A 24681-nucleotide genomic window follows, 5' to 3' on the forward strand; every position below is an offset into this window, starting at 1 on the left:
GGGAGGCGGGGGTGCCGATTCTCCTGGCCTCGGTGCACGGTGTGAGTGAGATCCAGGTCACATCAGCATCTCCGCGAAAAGACAATAGGGGAACGCTCTATTGCTTCTACTCAGCATCAGCCGCATCTATAGTGCGGTGAGTAGCCGCTCCCGCTCCGCCGCGATGACCTCCCGGGCCAATTCCGCCTCAGAGACGTCCACCGCCTCCGGGGCGGCCTCGGCCATCTCCGACTCGGCGGCGAACTGCTCGAACAACTCCGCCTTGACCGCCAGCATCTCGGTCAGCCGCTGGTCCACGCCCTCCTCGGTGAGCAGCCGGTGCACCTGGACGGTCTCGAGCTGGCCCATCCGCCGGGCGCGGGCGATGGCCTGCCACTCGAGGGCCGGGTTGAGCTGGGGTTCGCAGAGCACCACCACGGAGGCGGCCTGGATGTTCAGCCCCACCCCGCCGGCGGTCACCTGCGCCACCAGGGCGGCGCCACCCGGGGCGGCGGAGAACTCGTCCACCATCACCTGCCGCTTCGCCGCCGGCACCGAGCCGGTCAGCGGTCCGAACACCGGCCCCTCGAGTGCCCCCGCCACGGCGTCCAACACGTCCCGGAAGAAGGAGAACACGATGACCCGCCGCCCGTTCTCCTCGGCCTCGGCCACAATCTCCACCAGCCGCTGCAGCTTCTCCGAGGCGGCCCCGGCGGCGAAGGCCGCGGTGCGCATGGCCATGAAGTTCCCCTCCGCCACCGCCTCCCGGTAGGCCCGTGCGTCCGCCGCGGACATCGGCAGCAGCTCCTCGACCTCCACCAGCTCGGGCAGCTCGGTGAGCACGTCCTCCTGGTTGCGCCGCAGGTACGCCGGAGCCACCTGCTGCCGGAAGCGGGCCGGGGCCAGGGTGTGGGAGTCGACCACCAGGTCCGGCTGCAGGTAGCCGACCAGCACCCGGAACTCCTCGAGCCGGTTCATCAGCGGGGTGCCGGTCAGCAGCACCGCCCGCTCCGTGCACGCGACCACCTCCGCCACCGCCTGCGAGCGCAGCGCCTGCGGGTTCTTGATGTACTGCGCCTCGTCCACCACCACGCACGCCAGCGGCACCCGGCCGTTCCCGCTGGGACCGGACGGTCCTGCGGAACCGGCCGGGCCGGCGTCGTGCCCTGGGTCTGCCTCACCCGCAGCGCTGCGCAGGGTGGCGAAGGTGGTGACCGCGACCCCGCCCGTCCGCCGCCAGGCCGTCGCTGCCGCCTCCCGCTCCGGGCCGTGCAACCGGTGCGCGGTCAGCGTGGTCATCTTCTCGATCTCCCTGATCCAGTTGGCGACCACGGCCGCCGGGCACACCACCAGGAAGTGCTGGTTCTCAGGCCCGCCGGTCGCGGCGAGGTGCGTCAGCACGGCCAGGGCCTCCACGGTCTTGCCCAGGCCCATCTCGTCGCCGATGACCACCTTGCCCTGCACCAGCGCGAACTTCGCCCCGAAGCTCTGGTATCCGCGCAGCGAGGCCGTCAGCGCCGAGGTGTCCAGCCGGTACGCGCGCACGGCCTCCACGATCTCCGCCGGCAGGTCGCCCTGCGTCTTCTCCGGATCCTCCGTGGTGAAGCCGAGCTCGGCGAACAGCGCGTAGTAGTCGGCCGGCCGCGCCAGGAAGTCCTCCCAGGCGTCCGCCTCGTCTGCCCCGCCGGTCTCTTCGGCTTCCTCGCGGGGGACCTTCCCGGCCAGCTGGACCGCGGCGGCCACCGCCTCGGTGAACTGTGCGGCGGTCTGCTCCCGGCCGGCCAGCAGGACCGGATGGGCCGCGTCCATTGCCCGGGCCAAGGGTGCGAGGGTCTCGGCCATCGCCAGGCCGGCCGTCGCCCGGCGCAGCGGCAGCAGCCGCTCCCAGGCCCGGGTCCGGCGCAGCAGCTCGGTGGCCTGCTGTGTGCGTCCGGTGGGGTCGGCCGGGTCGAAGCGCAGCGGCGTGGCGTCCACCGTGAGGTCCCACAGGGTGCGGGCGGCTCCGCGCAGCCGGGTGGCGGTGGTCCTGCCGACCCCGGGCAGCGCCTCGAGCTCCGTGCCGCGGTCCCAGACCTGCAGCACCGTGGTGATCCCGGCGTCCACCAGCGGCCCCGTGGTCAGCCGCTCGGCCGTGACGTCCTTGAGCCGCTCCACGTCCATGGTGTCCAGCAGGGCTCTGGCCTCGGTCTCCCGGATCACGACGCCGGCCCGGTGGGCCTGCGCTCGCAGCTCGCCTTCCCGGCGGAGCGCGTGGTCCAGGGTGGTCATGGCGTGGGGGAGCGCGGCGGTGGCCTCGCGGGGGATCGGCTCCGGGGCGGTGCCGAGCTCGGGCAGGTGCCGGAGCAGCCCGATGACCGGGTGGAGGGCGTCCTCGGTGGGGATGCGGTCCGCGATGGTGGGCAGGGCCTCGAGGCGGTCCAGGAGCTTCGGCAGCCCCTGCGTGTGGGCCCACAGGCGGTAGGTGACCAGGTGGGCCGCGGCCTGCTCGGCCTCGGCGCGGGAGGCGCCGAAGGTGATCAGGCGACGCAGGCCGAGGAGTCTGCGGGCGTGGTCGATCGCCTGCTCATGGCCGCGCGAGAGGGTGGCGAGGGCCTCCTCCTCATGCGGGGCGATGGCCGGCAGGCTGTGCAGGCGGGCCAGGGCAGCGAGGTGGGTGCCGTCGTCGGGCCCCAGAGGGAGGGCCCGCCAGAGCTGGCCGGTCTGATGGCCTTGCTGCTCCTGGGTGCCGAGGTCCAGGACGTGGCTGCTGAGCCGACGGGCGGCCTCCTGCGCGTCCAGCCGCACCTGGGTGCGGTGGTCGAACAGCCTGGCGGCGCGCTCCAGCCAGGACTCGACCTCGTCACAGGTGGACTGGAGGGTGTCGCGGTTGTGCTGGTTCATGTCATGGACCTGCCACTACCAGCGGACCCGGATGCCCAGCGGCTGGCACATATCACTGAGCCACTCCCTGTCCTCCTGCCGATTGAAGATCATCGCCACGCCGGGGTCTGCAGCCAGCTCGCCGGGGGCAAGCCGGTCCCCGAACAGCACCACCGCAACGGTGTCATTGCACCGGTTGCTCATCCACGCCGCGCCGTCGAAGCCGGACCGGTGCGCGGCCCGGGCCCACTGGACGGTGTCCGGGTAGCTGCGGCGGTCCGACGAGGTGACGGTCTGGTGGGTGGTGCCGAGCGCGCGCAGGCCGGTCCCCATGAACCTGGCCAGCCGCAGGTCACGGCTCGGACGCAACCCGGCGAGCATACTGTTCAGGTAATCAGACTCCAGCAGCGCACCGCCCTCCACCGGGATGTTGCGGAGCAGCGTCTCACTCACGGCAGCCTCTGCCGAATAGGCGGCGTAGAGGACGGGAACCGTCTCCCCGTCGGAGTCCTGGAAGAAGGCGAACCTGGTCGACGCCCCGAAACCGGGGTTGAAGTCAGTGACCGTGCGACCACCGGACACGCCCAGGACTCGATGCAGGAGATGGCCGGTCGGAACGATGAAGGTCTCCGCCTCCCGCCGCCCCGTCGGCCACGAGGCCTCTACCACTGCGCGCCGAACCGGTCCCGGAACTCAGCCTGAACCTCGTCGGCATCCCCGATGAGGTCCACCGGGCGGCGCCCATCCAGGCTGGGGGCCTCGAGCAGGAACCACTGGGCCACGTCTTCGTCGGAGACGCTGAACTCGAGCGCCAGCCCCAGAACGTCCTGGACGGAGGGGTAGACGTGTCCCCGGCGGTCGAACTGGAAGCCGGGATAGCGGTAGGCGTTGCCTCGATGGACACCGAGCAGTGAGCGGGCCTTGCGGCGGTCATTGGCGTAACCGCCGGTGGACTGCCGTGAGCCGGAGATCCGGGCGACCTCGCGGCCGTCCAGCAGCCCGAACTCGTCGTCCATCCGCTGCCAGGCGTTCTCGGTCTCGGCCACGCCGGCAGCCATCTGGGGGGAGACGCGGTGCCGCAGCGCCCCCATCGCGTCACCGAGCAGGCGAACGGCGTCGAGCATCTGGCGATAGTCCCTGGTCTCCTCCAGGGCCACCTGTTCTGGCTTCGGGTCCGGTGTCACCGTGGACATGGGTGCCTCCAATCCTTGGCTTCCATCATATGTTGATCATCAACGGATATGAAGGGTTCGGCGTGGGGCCGCAGACTCTCGGTGCGCGACAGGCTCATTAGCAGGATTGCAGAAGTTAGCTAAGTTCTGCTAACTTTGTTAACGCAGGCATCGGAACCGCTGCCATAGAGATCAACCCAAGGAGTCACCATGGCTGCTGCAAACACCAACGCCACCAACGCCACGAAGGCCGCCGCCGAAGAGGTCAAGGCTGCTGCCTCGAAGGCCACCACCCAGACCGCCGCCGCCACCAAGGCCGCCGCCGACAAGGCCAACGCGAACGCCTCCAAGATGACCGAGGAGACCGTCGCCCAGATGAAGGCCGTCTCCGAGAAGGCCCGTCAGGGCTCCGCCGAGATGACGGACAAGGCCCTCGAGAACTTCGAGAAGGGCAGCAAGCAGTTCGAGGAGAACACCGCCCGCATCCAGGAGTTCAACGCCGCGATGGCCGAGTCCTCCAAGGCCGGCACCCGCGCCGCCGTCGATCAGTACGAGACCGCTGCCAAGGGCCTCTTCGACCTGCAGCGCAAGCTGGCCGGCTCCGCCACGTCCGACTGGGTGAAGGACGCCGCCACCGCCCAGATCCAGTTCGCCGAGGACGTCACCGCTGCGTGGGCCAAGGCCTCCCGCAACCTGCTCAAGTGATCTGATCCAAGCCCGTCTCAAGGGACTGTCCTGAGTCTAGGACGCACTCGCGGCCCCACCGGTTCCGGTGGGGCCGCAGGTGGTTAAAGAACGAAGGGAAAACTACCCCTCGTGCAAACGGCGAACATCTCGTAGATTGGTCCCAGAAGTCGTTGTTGTTGTATCAGTAAGTCCGTCCTCACTGCGGACCGGGTGGCCTTCGGGCCGGCTGGGGCGTTGCGAAGCGGTATATACACACCGCTTCGCCACCGCCGGAAAACCGGCGGGTAGAACACCCAGAGAAATGAGGCCACCATGGCCACCGGTACCGTCAAGTGGTTCAACGCTGAAAAGGGCTTTGGCTTCATCGCCCCGGATGACAACTCCGCCGACATCTTCGTGCACTTCTCCGCCATCGAGGGCTCGGGCTTCAAGGAGCTCCAGGAGAACCAGAAGGTCGAGTTCGAGGCCACTCAGGGCCAGAAGGGCATGCAGGCCTCCTCGGTCCGCCCGCTCTGATCTGACCTGACACCAGAACGGCCGCTCACCCTCGAAGGGTGGGCGGCCGTTCTGTGTGCGGGCTGCTGGCCAGCCGCTCAGGCGGCCAGCGCCTCCGGCGCGGCCTCGGACCGTGGGCCCGGCACCGCCACCACGGACAGCCCGCCGCCGTCCACGCTCACGCGCAGGGCATCACCGGCGGCCACGGCCTCGGTGACCAGCAGGTCCGCCACCGCATCATCCAGCTCGCGCTGGATCACCCGGCGCAACGGGCGGGCGCCGTAGGCCGGCTCGTACCCGGCCTCCGCGATCCAGTCGCGGGCGGCGTCGTCCACCTCCAGGGCGATGCCCTGATCGGCCAGCCGCTGCTCGGAGGCCTGCAGCTGCAGGCCCACGATCTGGCGCAGCTCCTCGGCGGACAGCGGCGAGAACAGCACGGTGTCGTCGATCCGGTTCAGGAACTCCGGCCGCATGAACTCCTTCAGCCGGCCCATCACCTTCTGCTTCACGTCCCGCCGGGCGGCCTCCGCGTCCCCGGACACGAAGCCCAGCGGCGTCCCGCCCGAGGACAGGAACTCGCTGCCCAGGTTGGAGGTCATGATCAGCACCGTGTTGCGGAAGTCCACGGTGCGGCCCTGGCCGTCGGTGAGCCGGCCGTCGTCCAGCACCTGCAGCAGCAGGTTGAACACGTCCGGGTGCGCCTTCTCGATCTCGTCCAGCAGCACCACCGAATACGGGCGGCGGCGCACCCGCTCGGTCAGCTGCCCGGCCTCGTCATAGCCCACGTACCCCGGAGGGGCACCGACCAGGCGGGAGACGGTGTGGCGCTCGCCGAACTCGGACATGTCGAACCGGACCATCGCGTCCTCGTCGTCGAACAGGGCGTGCGCCAGGGACTTGGCCAGCTCGGTCTTGCCCACGCCGGTCGGCCCCAGGAACAGGAAGCTGCCCACGGGACGCGAGGGATCGGCCATCCCGGTGCGGGAGCGGCGGATGGACTTCGCGATCGCCGTGACCGCGTCATCCTGGCCCACCACCCGGCCGTGGAGTTCCTCCTCGAGCCGGGCCAGCCGCGACTTCTCCGCCTCCGTCATCCGGGCCGCCGGAATGCCGGTGGCGCGGGAGACCATCTCGGCGATCGCGTCCTCGTCCACCACGCGGTCGGCGTCACCGGCCGCCGGGCGGGCCACCGCCTCGGCCAGCTGCTCGCCGAGGCGGACGGCCTCATCCCGCAGCTCGGAGGCCCGCTCGTAGTCCTCGGCGTTGGCCGCCGCGTTCTTCTCGGCCTCCACGTCCGCGAGCTGGGACCGCAGCCCGTCCACGTCCGGCGCCGGGCCGGCGTCGGACACCGGGCCTCGCTTCAGGGACAGCCGGGCCCCGGCCTGGTCGATCAGGTCGATCGCCTTGTCCGGCAGGAACCGGTCCGTGATGTACCGGTTCGAGAGCACGACGGCGGCGCGCAGCGCCTCGTCCGTGTAGCTCACCTGGTGGTGGTCCGCGTAGCGCCCGGCCAGCCCCTGCAGGATCTGCACGGAGTCCTCCACCGAGGGCTCGCCCACGGTGACCGGCTGGAAGCGGCGCTCCAGCGCGGAGTCCTTCTCCAGGGTGCGGTACTCCTTCAGGGTGGTGGCACCGACCAGGTGCAGGTCCCCGCGGGCCAGCCGCGGCTTGAGGATGTTGCCGGCGTCCATGCCGCCGGATTCCCCGGAGCCGCCCGCGCCGACCACCGTGTGCAGCTCGTCGATGAACACGATGATGTCGGCGTCCGCGGCGATCTCCTCCATCACCTTGGTCAGCCGCTCCTCGAAGTCACCGCGGTAGCGGGTGCCGGCCACCATCCCCGGCAGGTCCAGGGAGATCACGCGGCGGCCCGTGAGCTGGGCGGGCACCTCGTCCGCGATGATGGCCTGGGCCAGGCCCTCCACGATCGCGGTCTTGCCCACGCCGGCCTCACCGATCAGCACCGGGTTGTTCTTGGTGCGGCGGGCCAGGATCTCGATGGTCTGCTCGATCTCCTCGGAGCGGCCGATCACCGGGTCCAGCCGGCCCTCGCGGGCCTCCGCCGTGAGGTCCGTGCCGAACTGCTCCAGCATGGAACCCTCCTGGCTGGCCTGCCCGACCTGTTGGGGCTGTCCGGGCTGCTGCTGGGTGCCGGCGCCAGGCTGGCCCGGCTGGCCCTGCTGCTGGGCGGCGGCCTGCAGCGACTGCGGCGTGATGCCGGCCTGGGCCAGCAGCTGGCCGGCGGGGGAGTCGTGGTTGAGCACGAGCGCGAAGAACACGTGCTCGGGGTCGATGTAGGTGGAACCGAAGGCGCGGGCCACCTGGTAGCCGTCCAGCAGGACCTTCTGGGCGGAGGCGTTCAGGGACGCGGCGGCACCTGCAGCACCGGCCGCACCGGCGCTGTCGGTGCCCTGGCGCTCGGCCGGGGCCGGCAGTCGGTCGTCGACGGCGGCGATCACCTGCTGCGGGTCGGCGCCGGTCTGGCGCAGCGCGGTCGCGGCGGGGTCCTGACCCAGCAGGGAGCGCAGCAGGTGCAGCGCGTCCACGTCCTGCTGGCCGCGTTCGAGCGCGAACTGCGCGGCGGCAGTGACCACGTCATGGGTGCGCTTGCTCAGCAGCCGGGTGAGATCCACCGGCCGGGACTGCCGGGTGGAGCGCTGCCCCTGCAGGTAGCGGGTGAGGAATTCGTCGAAGGAATCGCCGTTCGAGCCGGCGGGTCCGAAGAATGCGGGCATGAGGTCCTCCTTGAGGTGTCTGGCACCAGGGTTGAGTGTGTTCAACTCAAGTAACGACCATGGTGCCCGGATTGTTCCCACGTTTCAAGAAACATGAGCGAACCTCACTCAAGTCAAAGATTTGCAGAGGCTTGATGGAGCAGCGGGGCGCGAGCGGACCCTCCCGGAAGGTGGTGGTCACGGAGTGGGCTGCGGATGGCGTACACTGGACACCAGAAGTAGTAGTAACAGTTGCAGTAAGTCCGTCCTCACCGCGGACCGGGTGGCCTTCGGGCCAGCTGGGGCGTGGCGAAGCGGTATGTACACCGCCGCTTCGCGCCCGCTGGAACACCGGCGGGTAAACACCCCAAAGAAAAGGAGCCATCATGGCTACCGGTACCGTCAAGTGGTTCAACGCTGAAAAGGGCTTTGGCTTCATCGCCCCGGACGACAACTCCGCTGACATCTTCGTTCACTTCTCCGCCATCGACGGCTCGGGCTTCAAGGAGCTCCAGGAGAACCAGAAGGTCGAGTTCGAGGCCACTCAGGGCCAGAAGGGCATGCAGGCCTCCTCGGTCCGCCCGCTCTGATCTGATCAGCTCGATCTGAAGAGATCGTCGAAGCGGCCGCACTCCCCTGTAGGGAGGGCGGCCGCTTTTGTCATGCCCGCGGGTGTGGTCCAACGCTCCTGCTGTGACGAGCATCACGAGTGGACGTGTATCTTGGTAGCCGAGCGGGGCGCGCACCGCGATCCCCAGCCCGACGGACCATCGAGAAGGGCCCTGCCATGGAGTCTCCGCAGGACCGTGCCGGGCCGGATGCCGCCGCTGCGGCGTGGAAGAGATTCAGCACCGCCAGGATCCCGGCCGGCCTGCGGGTCGAGTACTGGGAAGAGCACAACACCAAGGCCCTGATCGGCCTGGACATCCGGACTCTGGAGGGCGGGGCACTTCAGGCCGAGGAGCTGAACGTCTACTTCCCCTCACTCCGGTTCGCCAGCGTGCGTGGCTCCTCGCAGATCGTGGAGCGCTCCCAGCGGCTGATCGCACGGCACCCCACGGGGGACATCGCCATCTTCTTCGCTTTGGGCGGGGAGGCCTTCTTCTACCATGCGGACGGGATGCTCCTGCTGCGCCGCGGACAGGCTGTCCTCTACGACGCCGACCTGCCGTTCGTCCGCGGGTTCTCGCACGGCGTCCGCGAGTTCGTGCTGACCCTCCCGCGGGAGGAATTCATGCGTCTCTCCCACGGTGCGCCGCTGCGGGAGCCCCTCGTCTTCGATTTCGCGGCGGGCGACGGCGGTGCCGTCGGTGACGCGGCCGCCACCAGTCTCGCGTCACTCATCGATGAGGTCTTCATCCATCCTCCCGCCGATCTCGTGCCGGTGGAGCAGGAGGCCTTCGGGCTCCTCGAGCAGCTGGTGGCCCGTGCCCTGGGTACGGACCAGAACTCGGCCCACCGCCGTGCCCTCCAGGCGATCGAGCGGGGCTTCTCCCACACCGGCCTGACTCGTGCGGCGGTGGCGCGGGAGGCCGGGGTCAGCGAACGTCAGCTGGCCCGACTGTTCGCGCGGCAGGGTCGGTCCTTCGCCGAGGTGGTGGCGTCCCATCGGCTGCGCCGCGCCGAATCCCTGCTCGTCTCCGGACCGTCCATGAGCATCGCCGAGATCGCCCGGCGGTGCGGGTTCTCCACAGCATCGAGCTTCAGTCGGGCCTTCAGGGCCCACGCCGGGGTGACGCCGTCCGAGGTGCAGCGGGCCTCAGCGGCCCAGGGTGATTGAGACGAGAATCGGTCCGACCCTGGCGGGCTGGGCTATCGATCTGTCCCTGAGGGGACGTCGGATGTCCCCGAGCGGACATTCGCTGGTGGCGCCGGGGTGCCTCCTGCAGGATCTCCTCCTGTGATCCACATCACGGCACGAGAGATTCCCGCAGGAGGAAGCACCATGAACCAGGATGTGACGGTATCCAGTCGGACTCTGCATGAGGTCCAGCACGGCGCCGCCGTGGACGCCAGGAGCCTGCGCAAGGCCTTCGGCAAGTTCGCCACCGGGGTGACGGTGGTGACTTGCCAGGGGCAGGACGGCGCGCCACACGGTGCCACGGTCAACGCGTTCACGGCCGTCTCCATGGACCCTCCACTGGCCCAGATCACTCTGATTCGCGGGAACAAGGCCTCCGAGTACCTGGCGGACCGGCCGTTCGCGATCAACATCATGGCCGAGGATCAGCTGGCCACCTGCCTGAACTTCGCCGGCAAGCCCGCCCGGGAGCCGATTCGTTGGCGTTGCGAGGGGGCGATCCCGGTGCTGGAGGGCAATGCCGCCACCATCGAGTGCCGGCCATGGCGCGTCTACGACGGGGGCGACCACCTGATCGTGCTCGGCGAGGTCGTGGCCCTGGAGGTCAATGACGAGGCCCCGTTGCTGTTCATCTCCGGCAAATTCCATCACGCCGGCTCCCTGCACGGGGGAGCGCCCTGGGAGGCCTCCGGCGACTCGATCGCCCATGGCTGGTTCGAGGGCTCCACCTCCTTCAGGGCCTTCTGAATCCAACCGCCCGCACTACCCCTGTTCACCTGAACGCACCCGCGAATTCCATGACGATTCGAAAGGACGGTCACCATGACCACCACCGAAGCCCACTCGCAGACCATGTCCGAGCGCACCGAGCCAGCCAACCCGACATTGCCGATGACCGGAGACGAGTACATCGAGTCGCTCCGTGACGGCCGGGAGGTCTACCTGCACGGCGACCGCGTGGACGACGTGACCACGCATCCGGCGTTCCGCAACTCCGTGCGCATGGTCGCGAGGCTGTATGACGGATTCCATGACGAGGCGACGGCCGACAAGTTGCTGGTGGACACGGACACCGGCAACGGCGGCAAGACCCACCCGTTCTTCAAGGTCCCGAAGTCCGTGGAGGACCTGCGGGAGTCCCGCACCGCGATCGAGACCTGGGCACGCATGTCCTACGGCTGGCTCGGCCGCTCTCCCGACTACAAGGCGGCGTTCCTGGGCACCCTGGGCTCCATGCCGGAGTTCTACTCCCCCTACCAGGAGAACGCCCAGCGCTGGTACAAGGAGTCCCAGGAGAAGGTCCTGTACTGGAACCACGCCATCATCAACCCGCCGGTGGACCGCCACCTGCCCCCGGACGAGGTCAAGGACGTGTTCATGAAGGTGGAGAAGGAAACGGACAACGGCGTCGTCGTCTCCGGTGCGAAGGTGGTGGCCACCGGCTCGGCCATCACCAACTACAACTTCATCTCCCACTACGGGCTGCCGATCAAGAGGCCGGAGTACGCCCTGATCTGCACGGTGCCCATGGACGCTCCGGGCATCAAGCTGATCTCCCGCACCTCCTATGCCCAGAACGCGGCCGTGACGGGTACTCCGTTCGACTACCCGTTGTCCTCGCGGATGGACGAGAACGATGCGGTGTTCATCTTCGACAAGGTCGAGGTGCCGTGGGAGAACATCTTCGCGTACGGCGACCCGGAGCAGATCAACGGTTTCATGCCCCAGACCGGCTTCATCCAGCGGTTCACATACCAGGGCTGCATCCGTCTGGCCGTGAAGTTGGACTTCATCGCCGGCCTGTTGCTCAAGGCCCTGGAGATCGCTGGCACCCAGGACTTCCGCGGCGTGCAGGCCCGGGCCGGGGAGGTCATCGGCTGGCGCAACATGTTCTGGGCGCTGGCCGATGCCATGATGCTCAACCCCGATGAGGGCCCCAACGGTTCCGTACTGCCGAAGATGGACTACGGCATGGCCTACCGCATGTTCATGGCCCAGGGCTACTCGCGGATCAAGGAGATCATCGAGCAGGATGTGGCCTCCGGTCTGATCTACCTGCCCTCCGGCGCACAGGACTTCAAGAACGCCGAGGTCCGGCCCTACCTGGACAAGTACGTCCGCGGCTCCAACGGCGTGCAGGCCGTGGACCGGGTCAAGCTCATGAAGCTGTTGTGGGATGCGATCGGCTCCGAGTTCGGCGGCCGCCACGAGCTCTATGAGCGCAACTACTCCGGCAACCATGAGAACGTGCGGGTGGAGATGCTCATGAACGCGAAGAACAACGGCGCGGTGGACACCATGAACGGCATGGTGGAGCAGTGCATGGGGGAGTACAACCTCGATGGCTGGACGGTCCCCGACCTGTTCAACAGCGATGACGTGAATGCGTACATGCGCCGCTGAAGCGCCCGCCGCAGGCGAATAGCCCTCCGGAGACCCGCGCGGTTTCCGGGGGGTCTCGCCGTCAGCCATGATGGGACCATGGCTGACCACGACTTCATCATCCCCGCTGACCTCGCCCGCGCCGCCCGAGCCCTGACGCAGGTGTCCTACACGCTGGTGGCTCGGATCGCCGAGCTCGAGCCCGAGCGCGTCCGTGCCTACGAGCACGGCCTCGGCACCCTGGACGCCGCCGAGAGCCACCGCCTGCGCCAGGCCCTCGAGCACTTCGGCGCCCAGTTCATCGCGGAGGACGACGAGTCCGGATACGGTGTCCGCCAGAAGTACAACAGCGTCAAGGCCCAGCGCCTGGAGACCTGGGAGGGCGAGGGCGGCCCGGCGTACGAGGACGACATCTAGCCGATCGGCATTCTGCCCTTCGCCGGTCCTTCCGGCCTGCGTGCAGCACACACTGCTGGAACAACCCAGGAGCGGGGCCGAGGTTCAGGGACAGACGGGGTCCGCCGGAGGGGTGAACCCTCGGGGCCATGCGGTCGAGTGGTCGTAGCAGACCTCAGCCATCGTGGCGCCGTCCAGGAATGCGCCGGTCAGGGTGGCCCCCGTCAAGTCGGCTTGGGTGAGGACCGCGTTGACCAGGTTGGTGTCGGTGAGGTCTACGTCTCTGAGCGAGGCATCGGTGAGATCGGCATCCACCAAGGAGGCACCCTGCAGATGGGCCCGGTCGAGAAAGGCGCCCGAGAGGTCTGCGGAGGTCACCCGAGCCTCGGTCAGATTGGACTGGATCAAGCCCGCGTGGCTGAGCGTGGCGCCCCTGAGGTCTGCACCGGCCAGGTTGGCCTGGTTGATGTCCGCTCCGGTGAGATCCGCATCCGTCAGCACCGCCCCCTCGAGGTCGGTGCGGTAGAGCGTGGCTCCCGCGAGGTCGGCCGCCGTGAGTTCAGCTGCGGTGAGGTCCAGCCCGGAGAGCTCGGCTCCCCGCAGGAGCAGGCCCCTTAGCGGCTTGGGGCCGTCAGTGAGCGACATCTCGCGGACGAAGCGCGTGTTCTCCAGGATCTCCTGGCGTGTGCTCCGCTCCACCTCGATCCGCTCCTGCCGCGCGGCCATGCGCTGATCCCAGACAGCGGCGATCGCGAAGGCGGCCAGGGTCACGAGGAGACCCAGGAAGGCGTCACGGATCAGATCATCTCGTTGGCGGCGAAAGAAGCCGCGCAGGCCGCCACCGGACTGCGGCGAGGCGGTGGGTTCCGGCAGTGGGGAGGGCATGCCTGCTTCCTTGCGTCGTGGTCGTCCACACAGTGCCCTGTCCGCGGCGATTCTGCCAGCGTGGGGTGCCGACTGCCCTCCCGATTCCGTGGTCCTTTCCCTCCCGTCTTGGCAGAATGGGCCCATGCCCGTAGAACCCGAGGTCCTGATTGTGGCGGACGTCGCCGCCTGGCGCGCCTGGCTGGACGAGCATGAGGACGCCTCGGACGGGACCTGGTTGCTGCTGGCCAAGAAGAACACGCTCACGCCCACGTCGCTGACCTATCAGCAGGCGCTGCTGGAGGCGCTGTGCAGCGGCTGGATCGACGGACAGACCAAGTCCGTGGACGCCGATACCTACCGCCAGCGGTACACCCCGAGGCGCAAGGCGTCGCCATGGTCCCAGCGCAATGTGACGCTGGTGGCCGAGCTCATCGGGGCGGGCCGCATGCGGCTGCGCGGTCAGGCCGAGATCGACCGGGCGAAGGCGGACGGGAGGTGGGAGCGCGCCTATGCCGGGCCGGCGTCGGCCACCGTGCCGGAGGATTTGAGCGCTGCCCTGACAGCCTCGCCCGGAGCGGCCGAGGTCTTCGCGGCACTGAACGGCCGGAACCGTTACGCCGTGCTGCACCGGATCCACACCGCCCCGAGTTCCACGAGCCGCGCCAACCGCCTGGCCAAGCTCGTCGGGATGCTCGAGCGCGGCGAGACGCCGTACCCCCAGTAGGGGGCGCTGGCCCTTCCACTGGGAGGCCGCTAGAGCGTGACATCGATCTCCTCCAGGCGGGTCTGCACCGTGCGGCCGCTCTCCCAGGGATTGACGCGTGGCTTCCAGCCCCGGGCCGCCCGGTCAGCCGCTCGGCAGGGGGTGTCATCGTGGGTCTGGGTGGCCAAGGCGAGGATGAAGCCGTGGACCAGCCGAGCGAGCGACTCACCCGTGATCCCCGCGGCGGACGGATTCGCCGAGTCCCTGGCCGAGCACGGCATCACGGCCCGTGGCGTGACTGGACCGCGTGCCTGTCTCAGGCGACGGGCCGACCTTCCAGCGCCGCGCGGAACCGGGCGTAGCGGGGCCGGCCGACCCACTGCCAGGCCAGCCGGGCCGGGAACGGGAGGTTCTTGCGCATCCAGGCGGCGCCGCCGTCGGGCTGGGCCCTGAGGATGGCGCCGAGCATGTTCCAGGCCTGGCCCTTCGGGGTGGCGGCCCGGCCGTGCCGGGCGAACCAGTCCTGGTCCTTCGGTGTCAGGACGTGCTCCATGACCGGGACGATGTTCTGCTCCTCGTCCGGCAGGCGCTCGGTCAGGGCGGCGTTGATCCCGCGGAGGGCCGAGAGGACCGGGCCGGCCGAGACCGCGTCTGCGTTCCGCTGCCAGGCAGGTAGGGCCTCATCGAGCGCGGACAGGTGCCCGAGCATCACCGCGTGCTGCTGTTTCATGCGGCCCACGTGCAGGGCGCAGGCGGGGGCGCGGCTCTCGAGGGCGTCCCAGAGCCTGGCGTCCTCGCCCTCGTGATGGGCGTGGAGGGCGGCAGAGACCAGCCGGAGTTGCGCGGCCACGTGCCCGGCGTGGGCGGCGTCCCCCTCCCGCACGCCATCCACGAGACCGGCCGCGTCGCCGAAGGTGGCCTTGAACATGCGGTGGATCTCGATCATGCCGCTGGCGTCACAGGTCTTCGGACCGGTCAGCGGCGGCTCGCCCAGAGGGGCTGCGGGTGTGCTGGACATGGCGGAAAATTAGCACCGCCGCCCCCTCCGGAGAAGGGTGGGCCGGCGGCGGATGATCAGTTCCCGGGATAGGTCTGGGTGGCCTGGCGGACCACTTCGCCGAGGCGTTCCCAGGCCTCCTCGGACGGGTCCTGGAGGGCGTAGGACGTCGGCCAGAACCCGTCCGGGGTGTCCAGGGCGGCCAGGTTGCTGACGCCGAACGTCGAGTAGCGTTCCTTGTCCATCTGACCGCTGCGGAAGAAGCAGAGCACCTTGCCGCCGCGGGCGTAGCCGGGCATGCCGTAGTACAGCTTGGGGGCCAGATCCGGTGCCAGGGTCGTGACGATCACGTGGACGCGTTCGGCCATCTCCCGGTCCCCGTCCGGCATCTTGGCGATCTTGGCCAGCACGTCCGCCTCGTCGGCCGCCGCCTTGCGTTCCTTGCCGGTCTTGCCGGCCGTGGCGGCGCGCGTGGACTCTGCGCGCAGCTCGGCGGCCCGCTCCTTCATGGCCGCGCGTTCCTCGGCGGTGAATCCGTCCCCGGTGGGCTTCTCGCTCATGCTCTCTCCCTCGTCTCGTGCCGCGGTGGTCCTGCTCAGGCTAGGTCAGCGGTGGGGATCGCCGCTTCTTCATTCCTGACCAACGCGGCCGCCGCCTACTGCGGGACGTGGGCGCGCAGGTACTCCATCTGGTCCTGCGGCAGGGCCGGGACCGGGACCACCACGTCCGGGCCGCGCCAGTACTCCGGGTCGAACCGGCCGAGCTCGTAGAGGCTCTGCGACGTGAGCTCGTTGCGGGTGAACCGCAGTCCGCCGAAGGCGTTGACCTCGAACGACCCCTGGAACGCCCACTGGCCGACCCCGACCGGGTCGTAGGCCGCCTGGAAGTGGTAGCACAACGGCCACAGACGGGGGTCGTTGCCGTCCTGGATCTGACGCACCGCCGTGGCCCGGAACAGGGCGGAGGACTGCGACCAGGTCGAGGTGGAGGACAGGTTCGGTTCGATGACCGGGGTCTCGATCTCGCCGTAGTCGTTGCCGCCCCAGGCGATCATGATCTCGGCCGAGGCCGTGCCGATCCGGGCCTGAGGGAAGCGGTAGAGCAGCGTGCGGTACGTGCGGCGCGGGGTGGCGGCCCCGGGCATCCGCAGCTTCGCCTCGGGGACCAGGAGCCGGGACTGGGCGTCGTAGGAGACGCTCAGCGTCCCGGTGGAGGACTGGAGCGCGGACTGGGCGATCGATGCGGCTCCGAGGCCCATCGAGATCGCGTCGATGGCCAGGCCGATCGCGCCCACCGCCGCGGCCGGGTTCTGCTGGACCGAGTACCGACGGACGTCTACCGAGGACGGTGCGGCGAACGGCGTCCCGGCGAAGAGCTCGGCCTCAGCGGCCCGCCGCTCACGCAGGACCGCGCTGTCCCGTACGCCCTCCGGCCCCCGCACCCTGACCCACCGGAGCATCTCCGCCGGCACCTGGTCCATGAGACCCTCCTCCAACAGGCGGAGCACCGTGGAGCGCCGCAATGCCTCGGCCCCGATGCCGCAGGCGAAGGACACCAGGGCGTCGATCTGATGCTGTTCGAGGGGGCGGGCGATGTGGGTTGCCAGGAACCCCTCGGCCGCGGTGATCCTCCGGCCCAGTTCCGCCTCTCCGGGCCCGCCGGGGACCAGGTAGGGACGCTCCCAGCGGGCGATGAACTCCCGTCCGGCGGGGGAGGCCGTCCGGTCCAGGCTGGCGGTGCGGGAGTAACCGGCCCGCGCTCCGGGGCCGGTCAGGACGGTGGTGACCAGGCCCTGGGGCGCCGCGAAGGCCGGCAGGGCGTCGGAGGCGACGGTCAGCTCTCCGTGGCCGACCACCTCGGGGCGGGACTGCTGGATGACGTCCAGCCCGGAGACGTCGATGGCCTGGGCGACAGCCCCGGCCAGTGCACCGAGCACGGCGGTCACCGCGGAGCGCAGCAGGGTGTTGATCCACTCGACGGTCCGCCGGTAGGCGCCCGTCACGGCGGTCTCGAAGGAGGCACCGTCCCGCCACGCGGTCCAGAAGAAGTGGGCGGTCGGCTCGGGCAGGTAGTTATTGCCGTGACTGCCGGCGCTGGTCCGCGCCCCGGCGTCCAACCAGGCCGGGTTCAGCGAGGACCCGACGCAGTTCATCATGTACACGCTGCGGATGTTCAACGGGCCGCCGAACTCGGTGCGCAGCGCCCGGATCTGCTGCCCGGAGATGTTGCTGGTCAGGGCGATCACGTGGGTGTTGCCGTGGGTCAGGATCATCAGGTCCACCACGCGGCCGGCCCGGGTCGCGTCGAACAGGACCCGGCGCAGCTCCGCCAGGGTCGCGGTGGAGTCGCGCAGCAGGGTGACGGTGCCGTAGGGCTCCGGGGAGGCGGCGTTGAACTGCTGCAGGGCCAGCTCGACCGACTCCAGGGCTGCGTCCGTCAACCGTTTGAGCTCCTCGCCCACCCGATCCGCGATGGCGTGGCGGTCCGCCTCGGAGACGAGGTTCCCGGCCCCGGGCAGGGCCCCCAGGACGGTGTCGATGAGGGCCGGGATGCCCAGGTCCACGCCCCCGTTCTCCAGCAGGACCACGAGCTCGCGGTCGGCGGCGCCCTGCGGCACGGACCAGCTGCGGGTGGGGCGGAATCGCGTGGCGGTAGGCACGGCGGTGGGCATGGCGGTCTCCTCGGTCAGGCGCGCTTGAGCTGGCCGGAGGCCAGCAGCACGGAGATGGTGGCATCCAGCTGGTCGGTGAGGATGCCCGCGGCGGCGTCCACGAGCCGGGAGGACCCCGGGTCCGTATAGTCCTGCAGGGCGGCCCGCAGCTGGGTGGTCCCGGCCGCCGTCGGGTGCGGGGTGATGGCCCAGACCTGCTCGAGCAGGGGGCGGGTGTCCGCGTTGGAGGCCATGATCACCGGGTCCCGCAGATCGGCCACGGACCGGTCCACCGCCTTCCTCATGACGGCCAGCGTGGTGGGGTCCAGATGGCCGTCCCCGTGCAGCCGCCACTCCGGGTCACCGGCGTGGTTGGCCACTGGCACCCCGGTGGCGTTGAGGTGGTCGTGCAGGGCCTTGACCGCCACGTTGGCGATCTTGACCGGCTCCTGCTCGGCCGCCGTCACCAACAGCTCGGTGAACCGGGAGACGCTGTTGATGTTGGGACGCCAGGGGATGCAGAAGCCCCACCCGCACACCGGGTAGGAGGTGGTCTCCAGCGCGCTGAAACTCTCCGCCACGCGCCCGACGAACGCCTTCTCCGCCACCCGCCCGAAGAACGAGCGGCCGGCGGCGTTGAGCGAGGAGCCGGAGAAGAACCGCTGCCGGAACCGGGCGATCACCAGCTCCTTGTTCACCAGGTGTCCGGCGGCGAAGGCGTCCGTCAGGAAGTGGTCGCCGAAGGCGTTGACGGTCATCGGCCCGATCAAGGCGGGGGTGGACTGGCCGGCGGTGGCGTGCTCTGCCTGGGCGGCGCCGATCGCCCGGTCATGCCAGGTCTCCCACGCGGACCGGTTGTCCGGGTGGCGTGCCGTGAAGACCTCGCCGATGAGGCCTGCCGGGGAGAAATGGGCGTAGTTGTCCTCGGCCAGCTGCAGGTACCGGCCGCCCGTGGCACGGTCCCAGTCCTCGTTGGACACCGGGTGCGGGCCGCCGGGATTGCGGTAGTACGCCGTGCTCCGATCGATCAGCCCCTTCAGTGTGGTCAGCTCCGCCGGCCCGGCGGACATCAACTGGTCCGGGGTCTCGAAGAAGTCGCCCATGGAGATGATGTCCCCGTAGGTGAACTCCACGCCGCCCACGGTCAGCGGCGTGGACGCCGCCGCGACCTCGCCGGCCAGGACGTGCTCACCCGTGTCGAACAGCGCCGAGCTGCGCTCGGCGGCCACCGCACCGGCGAAGGACCCGGCGTCCATCCCGGCGTCCCGGCCGGGCAGCCCGGACCAGGGGCCGGGGGTGCGGTCGTAGGCGGCGCGGAAGTCCTCCGCCGGGATCGGCAGCGGATCGGGCGGGGCAGGCTGGGCGTACTGCACCGGCTGCACCGGCTGTACCGGCTGTACCGGTTGTGCGGGCTGCGTGGACTGCGCAGGCGGACGCCGCCGCGGCGCCGCGGCGGACTGCTGCTGGGCAAACTGGTCGAAGGAGTCGAACCGCTGCTGCAGCTCACGGTCGCCCAGGTTGAAGGTGTTGGAGTACTCCAGCTGTTCGGCGATCCGGTTGAAGATCGACTGCTCGGAGGAGGTCTCCGCCGGTGGAGGCGGCTGCGCCGGGGGTGCCGGGGGAGTGGAAGCCCGCCGGGCGGCCGGCCCGTCCGCCCGCGGAGGCCCCGGGGCCTCAGCCCGGTCCCGCATGGTGCCCGTGGACGCGTCATACACCTTGCGGCCCGTCAGGATGGCCTGCATATCCGAGGCGAGGTCCTCCTCACTCACCGCCTGGTCCGACGCCGGCCCCCCACCGACGACGGTCCCCTCCAGCGGCGCGGTGTGAGACAGCGGCGCAGTGGGTGCCGGTGGCGCGGAGGCGCCCGGTGCCAGCGGTGGGGGTGCCGGCGCTGGTGCTGGTGCCGGCGTCACCGGTGGAGCGGCAGCCGGGGAGGCGCTGGCGACAGGTGTGGCGACCGGACCGGCGACCGGAGCGGCGGGTGGGGCGGGACGGGGAGGCGCGGAGCCGGCGTCGGGCCTGGGCTCCGGAGAGCCGTCCGGCACGACACCCTCTCCGGTGCCCTGCGCCGCATCCTGACCCCCGTCCTGGCCCGCATCCTGGCCCGCGTCCTGCCCCATGGTCCGGGGCGGCTCACCTCGCGCCACCACGTACTCCTCGTTGTCCCCGGGCCCGGCACCGATGGCGGCAGCGGTGCTCCCGTCGCCGGGGGCCGGATCCCGCGGGGTGCCGAGGAGCTCGGTCCCCGCGTCGGTGGTCTCCACCGCGGCCGCCGAGAGGGGCACCCGCAGCCGCGGGGCCGGTGGCGGGGGCCCGTAGCGGCTGCGGAGCAGCTGCTGGTAGGCGTCATCGCACTGCAGGGCTCGCGTGTACATGGCGGTCACGTCCTCACATTCACTCGCACCACGGCGTAGGGGTCGAAGGTGATGACCACCTCGTTCTCCGCCGCCAGGCTCCGGCCGGCCGGCACGGCCACGCTCACATGCGCCGGGCCGTGGGACAGCACCTCGGCGAGCTCGCCGTTCAGCACCGCCACGGGCTCGAACGTCGGGTCGATCGCCAGCTGGCTGCCCTCGATCAGCAGCACCGGCTCGTCCTCCCGGGTCAGGCTCACCGCGTCGATGGCCGGGCCGCTGCGCCCGCGCCGGGCCTTCTGGATCTTCCGGGCCAGCTGCCCGTAGTCGATGTCAGAGTCCGTGGCGGCGCCGAGGTCCACGTTGCGGGCCTGGAGCTCCTGGAGGTCGTCCACGGAGTTCACCCCGATCCTGCGCAGCTTCTGCCGGGTACCCGCATCCACCTCGACCTCGTCCAGGGAGGTGCCGGCCTCCACAGACTTCAGCCGGGTGGTGGCCCGCACCTGCTGGTCCGTGATGGAGTTCAGCTGGATCGAGAGCTTGGAGGCGCCCTCTTCGCCGGGCTGGGCGGTGGTGAACCGCACGGAGCCGTCCGTGTAGGTGGGGAAGGCGTTGACGTCCAGGGACACCTCCTTGACGGAGTAGCTCAGCTGGGTGTTGATGGCCTTCACGGCCAGCGTCTGCCGGGTCTTGTCCAGCTCCACCACGAGGGAGTCCACGAAGTCCTCGAGGCGCCAGGCGCGGTTGTCCGTCATGGTGCCACGCCCCCCGGGTCGGCCCCGGACGCGGAGGACGCCGGGGACGTCTCGGCAGCCTCGGACGACTCCACGACGAGCCGCAGCGAGTGGAAGACCGGCGTCTCGGAGGTCTCCAGGTGGTAGATCGGCGGGGCCCCGCCGATGACCACGGAGCCGCCGGTGACCGTGAGGTCCAATTCCACCGGGGTCTGCACGGTGCAGCCCGTGATGACGGTCCGGATGGTGCCGTCCTCCGTGCTGATCGGCTCGGCCAGGGGCAGCAGCTCCGGCAGGAGCTCCGGCAGGGGGCGGAAGGCCTCATCCATGGCTGACCTCCTGACGGTCGGGCCCGCTCTCGGTCGCCGGCGAGGAGGCCGGCGCCGTGGCTGACACGGTGGCCGGCACGGTGGGCGGAACCATGGCCGGTTCCAGGCCGGTCTTCGTCTCGAAGCGGACTCGGAAGCCCTCGAAGGCGAAACCGGACTCGGTCCTCTCGGGGCCGGCGCCGCCGTCGGTGGACTCCAGGCCCAGCAGGCGCACCGACTCGATGGTGGGCATGGCGCGGCGGTGGGTGCTCCAGCCCAGGATCTGGCCGAAGGGGTCGACCTGTGCGGGGGAGGACACCTCGAACTGCCGCAGCGTCAGCACGGGGACGGCCCACAGCAGCCCGCGGGTGCCCTGGGAACCGTCGAACCGGACCGGAACCACCGCGTCCCCACCCCGCGCGGCCAGCCAGGAGGGTGCCGTGAAGGGGGCCAGGTCCTCGGGCGGCAGGGCGGTGTGACCCGGCCACAGGGGGAGCAGGCGGTTGAGCTCGTGGACGCTGACCTCCAGTCCGCTCTTGAGGCGCCCCACGTGGTCCCGGCGGGCCCCCGGACGCGGGTCGTCCAGGGCCGCGCGGCTGGCCATGAGGGCGTTGCCGCGGTCGGCTCCCGTGAGGACCACGGAGTAGCGCACCGCCGCGTCCAGGCCCCAGCGCTCGGACGGGTCGAAGGACCAGACCCGGTTCCAGAACGGGCGAAACCTGGCCTGGTCCGTCAGCTCCACCGGCTCGCCGAGCACCGGCCCGTCTCCCGTCACCGCCTGAGCCCCGCGCAACACGATCAGCGAGGATGACCCGGCGCGGTAGCTGCGCTCCGTCCCGGGCCACCGCAGGGCCGCCCGGACCTCGAGCGGGATGTCCTGCGGCAGGGCCCTGACCTCGGCCGCCGGCAGCGGCACGCGGATCTGGGCGCCCGGGGTCAGGTCCTGGACCCGCTGTTCCACCGCGGCGAGCTCGGCGGACGAGCCGGGCTCGCACACGCTCAGCCGCAGGATCGACCGCGGCAGCGGGACCGCCGGCCCGCCGGGGCCCGGATCGAGCCGGAACCGCAGCGTCAGGGACTGTCCCGCCGAGAACTCGGCCGGGGTGGTGGCCGGGCTCGGTGAGGGGGTGGCCGGGGTGCCCTGCGTGGAGTCCGGGGCCGGAGCCAGCACCGGCAACAGGGCGGCCCTGCTGGGAACGGCAGGCTCCGTGGCGGCGTGCGGGCCCACCGGGGCGGTCGCGGTCCCGCGCGGGGAGACACCCCAGACCGACCGGGAGGCGGCCGCCGAGGTGGTCGGCGGGATGACGGGCGAGGTGGTCGGCGGGATGACGGGCGCTCCGGTGGGGGCCGGGACCGTGGCACCGTCCGCGAGCAGGGTCCGGAGCAGGGCGATGAGCTCACCGTGCGCCGACGGGGCGGTTGCCGGTGCGCCGGTTGGCGTGCCGGTCGGAGCGCTGTCCGGTGTGGCGGGTGGCCCGCCCGGTGCGACCTCCTCGAGGGCCTGCAGCAGACGCAGCCGCTCCGTGGCGCCCAGAGCGTCCCGCATCGACTGCTGGTTGCGCTGGAGCTGGTTCTCCCGGGCCTGTCCGATGGCGTTGACCAGCTCCGGCAGCTTGTCCAGGGCGGCGCCGGCCAGCATGGCGAGCAGCGCGTCGTCCACCCCGGCGATCATCGGACGGGACGCCGCCACCCGGGCGGAGGACAGCGGGTGGACCGGCGCTCCGGACAGCCCCCCGGACAGGCCCCCGGACAGTCCACCGGAGAGCCCTCCGGCCCTCCGTCTGGGCTCGCCGAGGGTGAGGCCTCCCGCCAGACCGCCGAGGGTGCCGATCAGGTCACCGCCCCCGGCGCCGAGGGCGTGGCGCAGCAGGGAGGCCAGCACCCCGAGCACCCCGGAGCCCGCGTCACCGGTCTCGCCATTCGCCCCGGTCCCCCCGTTCGCCCCGGTTCCCCCGTTCGCCCCGGTTCCCCCGGGAGCCGTGGCGGGCCGCTCCAGCAGTTGCTGCAGCAGGGGCAGGGCCGCACGGGCCGCGGTGCCGAGTAGGTCGTCGAGGGAGGCCGGCCGGCTGTAGGTCTCGTGCGCACTGCGCACCGGGACGTTGCGCGCGGGTCTCAGGGCCGGCGTCGTGGGCTGGGAAAGAGGACCGGAGCCGGGACGGGACAGGACGGAGCTCATGGCCGGCACCGGAGCGGAGCGCCGGGACAGGCGCAGCGGACGGGAGAAGGCCGGGGCCCGCCCGGACTCGTCCCGGGCGGAGTGCAGCTGTGCCAGCGTCCGAGGGCGGGTGACGGCGCCGGCGTCGAGCCGGTAGGAGGTGGTGGTGCGCAGGTGCCGGCCGGCCGCGGGGTTCCGCCGCCACTCCGAGGCCCAGTAGACGTCCCCGAGCTCCAGGCCCTCGGCGCCGGCCCCGTCCGCCGGTGCGCCGAGCAGGACCCGGTAGAACGGGCTGGTGCCCGTGTCCAGCCCCAGCTGCACGTGCTGCTCATCGGAATCCTCCTCCCACATCAACGCCAGTGCCATGAGCCGGCCCCACCGTCATCGGGCCGGCGGCGCCCCGGCCCCCGGCGCTGCCTGCCCGGGGGGAAGGGCCCTGGTGCCACCGTCCGAGTACATGGTGGCGAAGTTGTCCAGCTTGAAGTAGTCGGTCTTGAACTTGATGTTGACCTTGCCCATCAGCTTGGCGGAGAGCGTGTCCGTGGCCTCCTTCTGGGAGGTGTTCACCTGGATGTTGGTGTTCTGCACGCTCATGCTCCCGCTGGGCCCCCCGAAGATCCCGCCGAGCGGTCCCTGGTAGGAGGCCTCGACGGAGGCGACGTTCGTGTTGGTGTCCTGGTGGGCCGCCTTGGACTTCCGGTTGGCCGTGATCATGAACTCGACGCCGGCCTCGACCTCGCCCTTCTCGACCACCAGGCGGGTGACGCCCATCAGCAGGACCTCCCGCAGGGCCGCCCGGTGCTCCTGGGCCATCAGGATCTTGGCCTCGAGCACGGCCTTCTTCACGGCCGTGTCCTCCGGGTCCAGCACCTCCCCGGCCGGATCCGTGAGCGCCATCTTCTGGCTGCCGTCCGGCTGGGACTCCATGGTGACGTTGTACTGCTCGTTCCTCGTCTCGGCGAGCTTCAGGAAGGACTCATCGTCCCCGATCTTCGTGATGAACTCCGCCGTGGACTTCGTGGCCTCCTTCATCAGCTTGATGTACGCGTCCGTCTGCTGCTTCATCACGGTCAGGTTCGCGTCGAAGACCGCCTTGAGCAGGTCGGCCACGAACTTGGGGAAGTCGACGCTGTCCACCAGCTCGTTGAAGGCCTCGGTGGACCCCTCGAAGCCCGGCCGGTAGCCCTCGAACCCCATCTGCTCCCCGGTGTCCGTGGCCAGGGCGGCGGCGAACCGCGGGGGCTCCCCGCGGCGGGTGAGCTGACGATCCACCTCCTGCTCCACGAGCCCCAGGTAGATGCTCTGCTGCTCCGCCAGGGGCATGGACTGATACGGCCCGCTGCCCGAGAGGACCTCCACCGCGGTGGCCCGGGCCTGCTGGAGGATGCCACCGTCGAGGCCCTCGTAGCCTTGCGCCTTCATCGTCTG

General features: G+C 70.5%; 21 protein-coding genes. 8 read left to right on the forward strand and 13 right to left on the reverse strand.

All coding sequences use genetic code 11. The features are described from left to right. Positions 1–126: 126 nt before the first annotated feature. The 3 genes from AB0K08_RS02160 to AB0K08_RS02170 form a co-directional block, all read right to left on the reverse strand. The gene (locus tag AB0K08_RS02160; RefSeq protein ID WP_363351185.1) at positions 127–2859 is read right to left on the reverse strand and encodes a DEAD/DEAH box helicase; all 2733 of its coding nucleotides are present in this window, start codon (positions 2857–2859) and stop codon (positions 127–129) included. 15 nt (positions 2860–2874) lie between these two features. After that, on the reverse strand, positions 2875–3420 hold the full coding sequence (locus AB0K08_RS02165) for an RES family NAD+ phosphorylase (protein WP_363351187.1): 546 nt from the start codon (positions 3418–3420) through the stop codon (positions 2875–2877). An 80-nt stretch (positions 3421–3500) separates the two neighbouring features. Continuing rightward, on the reverse strand, positions 3501–4031 hold the full coding sequence (locus AB0K08_RS02170) for a hypothetical protein (RefSeq protein WP_363351189.1): 531 nt from the start codon (positions 4029–4031) through the stop codon (positions 3501–3503). Positions 4032–4220: 189 nt separating this feature from the next. On the opposite strand from AB0K08_RS02170, the gene AB0K08_RS02175 reads away from it, so the two are divergent. Both AB0K08_RS02175 and AB0K08_RS02180 read left to right on the forward strand, forming a co-directional pair. Continuing rightward, positions 4221–4715 carry a hypothetical protein gene (locus AB0K08_RS02175; protein WP_363351191.1) on the forward strand — a complete coding sequence of 165 codons (495 nt, stop codon included), beginning with the start codon at positions 4221–4223 and terminating at the stop codon, positions 4713–4715. 294 nt (positions 4716–5009) lie between these two features. Next, positions 5010–5213: a cold-shock protein gene (locus AB0K08_RS02180; RefSeq protein ID WP_345359791.1), complete on the forward strand. Its 204-nt coding sequence runs from the start codon at positions 5010–5012 to the stop codon at positions 5211–5213. Between the two features lie 77 nt (positions 5214–5290). On the opposite strand, the gene AB0K08_RS02185 is transcribed toward AB0K08_RS02180, so the two are convergent. Then, the gene (locus AB0K08_RS02185) at positions 5291–7927 is read right to left on the reverse strand and encodes an ATP-dependent Clp protease ATP-binding subunit (RefSeq protein ID WP_363351194.1); all 2637 of its coding nucleotides are present in this window, start codon (positions 7925–7927) and stop codon (positions 5291–5293) included. A gap of 365 nt (positions 7928–8292) precedes the next feature. On the opposite strand from AB0K08_RS02185, the gene AB0K08_RS02190 reads away from it, so the two are divergent. From AB0K08_RS02190 to AB0K08_RS02210, 5 genes are all read left to right on the forward strand, one after another. Then, on the forward strand, positions 8293–8496 hold the full coding sequence (locus AB0K08_RS02190) for a cold-shock protein (RefSeq protein ID WP_363351196.1): 204 nt from the start codon (positions 8293–8295) through the stop codon (positions 8494–8496). Between the two features lie 197 nt (positions 8497–8693). Further along, positions 8694–9686, forward strand: a complete 993-nt coding sequence (locus tag AB0K08_RS02195; protein WP_363351198.1) for a helix-turn-helix transcriptional regulator — start codon at positions 8694–8696, stop codon at positions 9684–9686. A 165-nt stretch (positions 9687–9851) separates the two neighbouring features. Continuing rightward, on the forward strand, positions 9852–10454 hold the full coding sequence (locus AB0K08_RS02200; protein WP_363351200.1) for a flavin reductase family protein: 603 nt from the start codon (positions 9852–9854) through the stop codon (positions 10452–10454). A gap of 75 nt (positions 10455–10529) precedes the next feature. Then, positions 10530–12110 (forward strand): 4-hydroxyphenylacetate 3-hydroxylase N-terminal domain-containing protein, encoded by a 1581-nt coding sequence (locus AB0K08_RS02205; protein WP_363351202.1) that lies wholly within the window; start codon positions 10530–10532, stop codon positions 12108–12110. 78 nt (positions 12111–12188) lie between these two features. Further along, on the forward strand, positions 12189–12506 hold the full coding sequence (locus AB0K08_RS02210; RefSeq protein WP_363351204.1) for a hypothetical protein: 318 nt from the start codon (positions 12189–12191) through the stop codon (positions 12504–12506). A gap of 84 nt (positions 12507–12590) precedes the next feature. Here the strand turns inward: AB0K08_RS02210 and AB0K08_RS02215 are convergent, their stop codons facing one another. Beyond that, the gene (locus AB0K08_RS02215) at positions 12591–13370 is read right to left on the reverse strand and encodes a pentapeptide repeat-containing protein (RefSeq protein WP_363351206.1); all 780 of its coding nucleotides are present in this window, start codon (positions 13368–13370) and stop codon (positions 12591–12593) included. Positions 13371–13494: 124 nt separating this feature from the next. Between AB0K08_RS02215 and AB0K08_RS02220 the strand changes: the two genes are divergently transcribed. Next, positions 13495–14076, forward strand: coding sequence for a YdeI/OmpD-associated family protein (locus AB0K08_RS02220; protein WP_363351208.1), 582 nt, complete (start codon positions 13495–13497; stop codon positions 14074–14076). A gap of 295 nt (positions 14077–14371) precedes the next feature. On the opposite strand, the gene AB0K08_RS02225 is transcribed toward AB0K08_RS02220, so the two are convergent. From AB0K08_RS02225 to AB0K08_RS02260, 8 genes are all read right to left on the reverse strand, one after another. Continuing rightward, positions 14372–15073 (reverse strand): hemerythrin domain-containing protein, encoded by a 702-nt coding sequence (locus AB0K08_RS02225; RefSeq protein ID WP_363351210.1) that lies wholly within the window; start codon positions 15071–15073, stop codon positions 14372–14374. Positions 15074–15129: 56 nt separating this feature from the next. Beyond that, entirely contained in the window at positions 15130–15612 is a 483-nt protein-coding gene (locus AB0K08_RS02230) for a DUF1801 domain-containing protein (RefSeq protein WP_363351212.1), read from the reverse strand. Positions 15613–15707: 95 nt separating this feature from the next. After that, on the reverse strand, positions 15708–17723 hold the full coding sequence (locus AB0K08_RS02235; protein ID WP_363351214.1) for a lysozyme: 2016 nt from the start codon (positions 17721–17723) through the stop codon (positions 15708–15710). A 14-nt stretch (positions 17724–17737) separates the two neighbouring features. Then, the gene (locus AB0K08_RS02240) at positions 17738–20077 is read right to left on the reverse strand and encodes a hypothetical protein (protein ID WP_363351216.1); all 2340 of its coding nucleotides are present in this window, start codon (positions 20075–20077) and stop codon (positions 17738–17740) included. Positions 20078–20082: 5 nt separating this feature from the next. Further along, positions 20083–20811, reverse strand: coding sequence for a hypothetical protein (locus AB0K08_RS02245; protein WP_363351218.1), 729 nt, complete (start codon positions 20809–20811; stop codon positions 20083–20085). Then, a complete protein-coding gene (locus AB0K08_RS02250; protein WP_363351220.1) occupies positions 20808–21119 on the reverse strand; it encodes a hypothetical protein in 312 nt (103 codons plus the stop codon). The genes AB0K08_RS02245 and AB0K08_RS02250 overlap by 4 nt, the downstream gene beginning before the upstream one ends. Further along, positions 21112–23619 carry a hypothetical protein gene (locus AB0K08_RS02255; protein ID WP_363351222.1) on the reverse strand — a complete coding sequence of 836 codons (2508 nt, stop codon included), beginning with the start codon at positions 23617–23619 and terminating at the stop codon, positions 21112–21114. The genes AB0K08_RS02250 and AB0K08_RS02255 overlap by 8 nt, the downstream gene beginning before the upstream one ends. A gap of 15 nt (positions 23620–23634) precedes the next feature. Next, the gene (locus AB0K08_RS02260) at positions 23635–24675 is read right to left on the reverse strand and encodes a hypothetical protein (protein ID WP_363351224.1); all 1041 of its coding nucleotides are present in this window, start codon (positions 24673–24675) and stop codon (positions 23635–23637) included. Positions 24676–24681: the final 6 nt, after the last annotated feature.

This window comes from Citricoccus sp. NPDC055426 (assembly GCF_040677445.1).
In the GTDB taxonomy this organism is placed as follows: Bacteria; Actinomycetota; Actinomycetes; order Actinomycetales; family Micrococcaceae; genus Citricoccus.

Excerpts from the sequence above, each read along its gene's own strand:
- AB0K08_RS02160 (WP_363351185.1), bottom strand. The coding sequence starts at position 2,859 with ATGAACCAGCACAACCGCGACACCCTCCAGTCCACCTGTGACGAGGTC.
- AB0K08_RS02220 (WP_363351208.1), top strand. The coding sequence starts at position 13,495 with ATGCCCGTAGAACCCGAGGTCCTGATTGTGGCGGACGTCGCCGCCTGG.
- AB0K08_RS02170 (WP_363351189.1), bottom strand. The coding sequence starts at position 4,031 with ATGTCCACGGTGACACCGGACCCGAAGCCAGAACAGGTGGCCCTGGAG.
- AB0K08_RS02230 (WP_363351212.1), bottom strand. The coding sequence starts at position 15,612 with ATGAGCGAGAAGCCCACCGGGGACGGATTCACCGCCGAGGAACGCGCG.
- AB0K08_RS02210 (WP_363351204.1), top strand. The coding sequence starts at position 12,189 with ATGGCTGACCACGACTTCATCATCCCCGCTGACCTCGCCCGCGCCGCC.
- AB0K08_RS02180 (WP_345359791.1), top strand. The coding sequence starts at position 5,010 with ATGGCCACCGGTACCGTCAAGTGGTTCAACGCTGAAAAGGGCTTTGGC.
- AB0K08_RS02225 (WP_363351210.1), bottom strand. The coding sequence starts at position 15,073 with ATGTCCAGCACACCCGCAGCCCCTCTGGGCGAGCCGCCGCTGACCGGT.
- AB0K08_RS02215 (WP_363351206.1), bottom strand. The coding sequence starts at position 13,370 with ATGCCCTCCCCACTGCCGGAACCCACCGCCTCGCCGCAGTCCGGTGGC.
- AB0K08_RS02245 (WP_363351218.1), bottom strand. The coding sequence starts at position 20,811 with ATGACGGACAACCGCGCCTGGCGCCTCGAGGACTTCGTGGACTCCCTC.
- AB0K08_RS02175 (WP_363351191.1), top strand. The coding sequence starts at position 4,221 with ATGGCTGCTGCAAACACCAACGCCACCAACGCCACGAAGGCCGCCGCC.
- AB0K08_RS02185 (WP_363351194.1), bottom strand. The coding sequence starts at position 7,927 with ATGCCCGCATTCTTCGGACCCGCCGGCTCGAACGGCGATTCCTTCGAC.
- AB0K08_RS02205 (WP_363351202.1), top strand. The coding sequence starts at position 10,530 with ATGACCACCACCGAAGCCCACTCGCAGACCATGTCCGAGCGCACCGAG.
- AB0K08_RS02200 (WP_363351200.1), top strand. The coding sequence starts at position 9,852 with ATGAACCAGGATGTGACGGTATCCAGTCGGACTCTGCATGAGGTCCAG.
- AB0K08_RS02235 (WP_363351214.1), bottom strand. The coding sequence starts at position 17,723 with ATGCCCACCGCCGTGCCTACCGCCACGCGATTCCGCCCCACCCGCAGC.
- AB0K08_RS02240 (WP_363351216.1), bottom strand. The coding sequence starts at position 20,077 with ATGTACACGCGAGCCCTGCAGTGCGATGACGCCTACCAGCAGCTGCTC.
- AB0K08_RS02195 (WP_363351198.1), top strand. The coding sequence starts at position 8,694 with ATGGAGTCTCCGCAGGACCGTGCCGGGCCGGATGCCGCCGCTGCGGCG.
- AB0K08_RS02190 (WP_363351196.1), top strand. The coding sequence starts at position 8,293 with ATGGCTACCGGTACCGTCAAGTGGTTCAACGCTGAAAAGGGCTTTGGC.
- AB0K08_RS02250 (WP_363351220.1), bottom strand. The coding sequence starts at position 21,119 with ATGGATGAGGCCTTCCGCCCCCTGCCGGAGCTCCTGCCGGAGCTGCTG.
- AB0K08_RS02260 (WP_363351224.1), bottom strand. The coding sequence starts at position 24,675 with ATGAAGGCGCAAGGCTACGAGGGCCTCGACGGTGGCATCCTCCAGCAG.
- AB0K08_RS02255 (WP_363351222.1), bottom strand. The coding sequence starts at position 23,619 with ATGGCACTGGCGTTGATGTGGGAGGAGGATTCCGATGAGCAGCACGTG.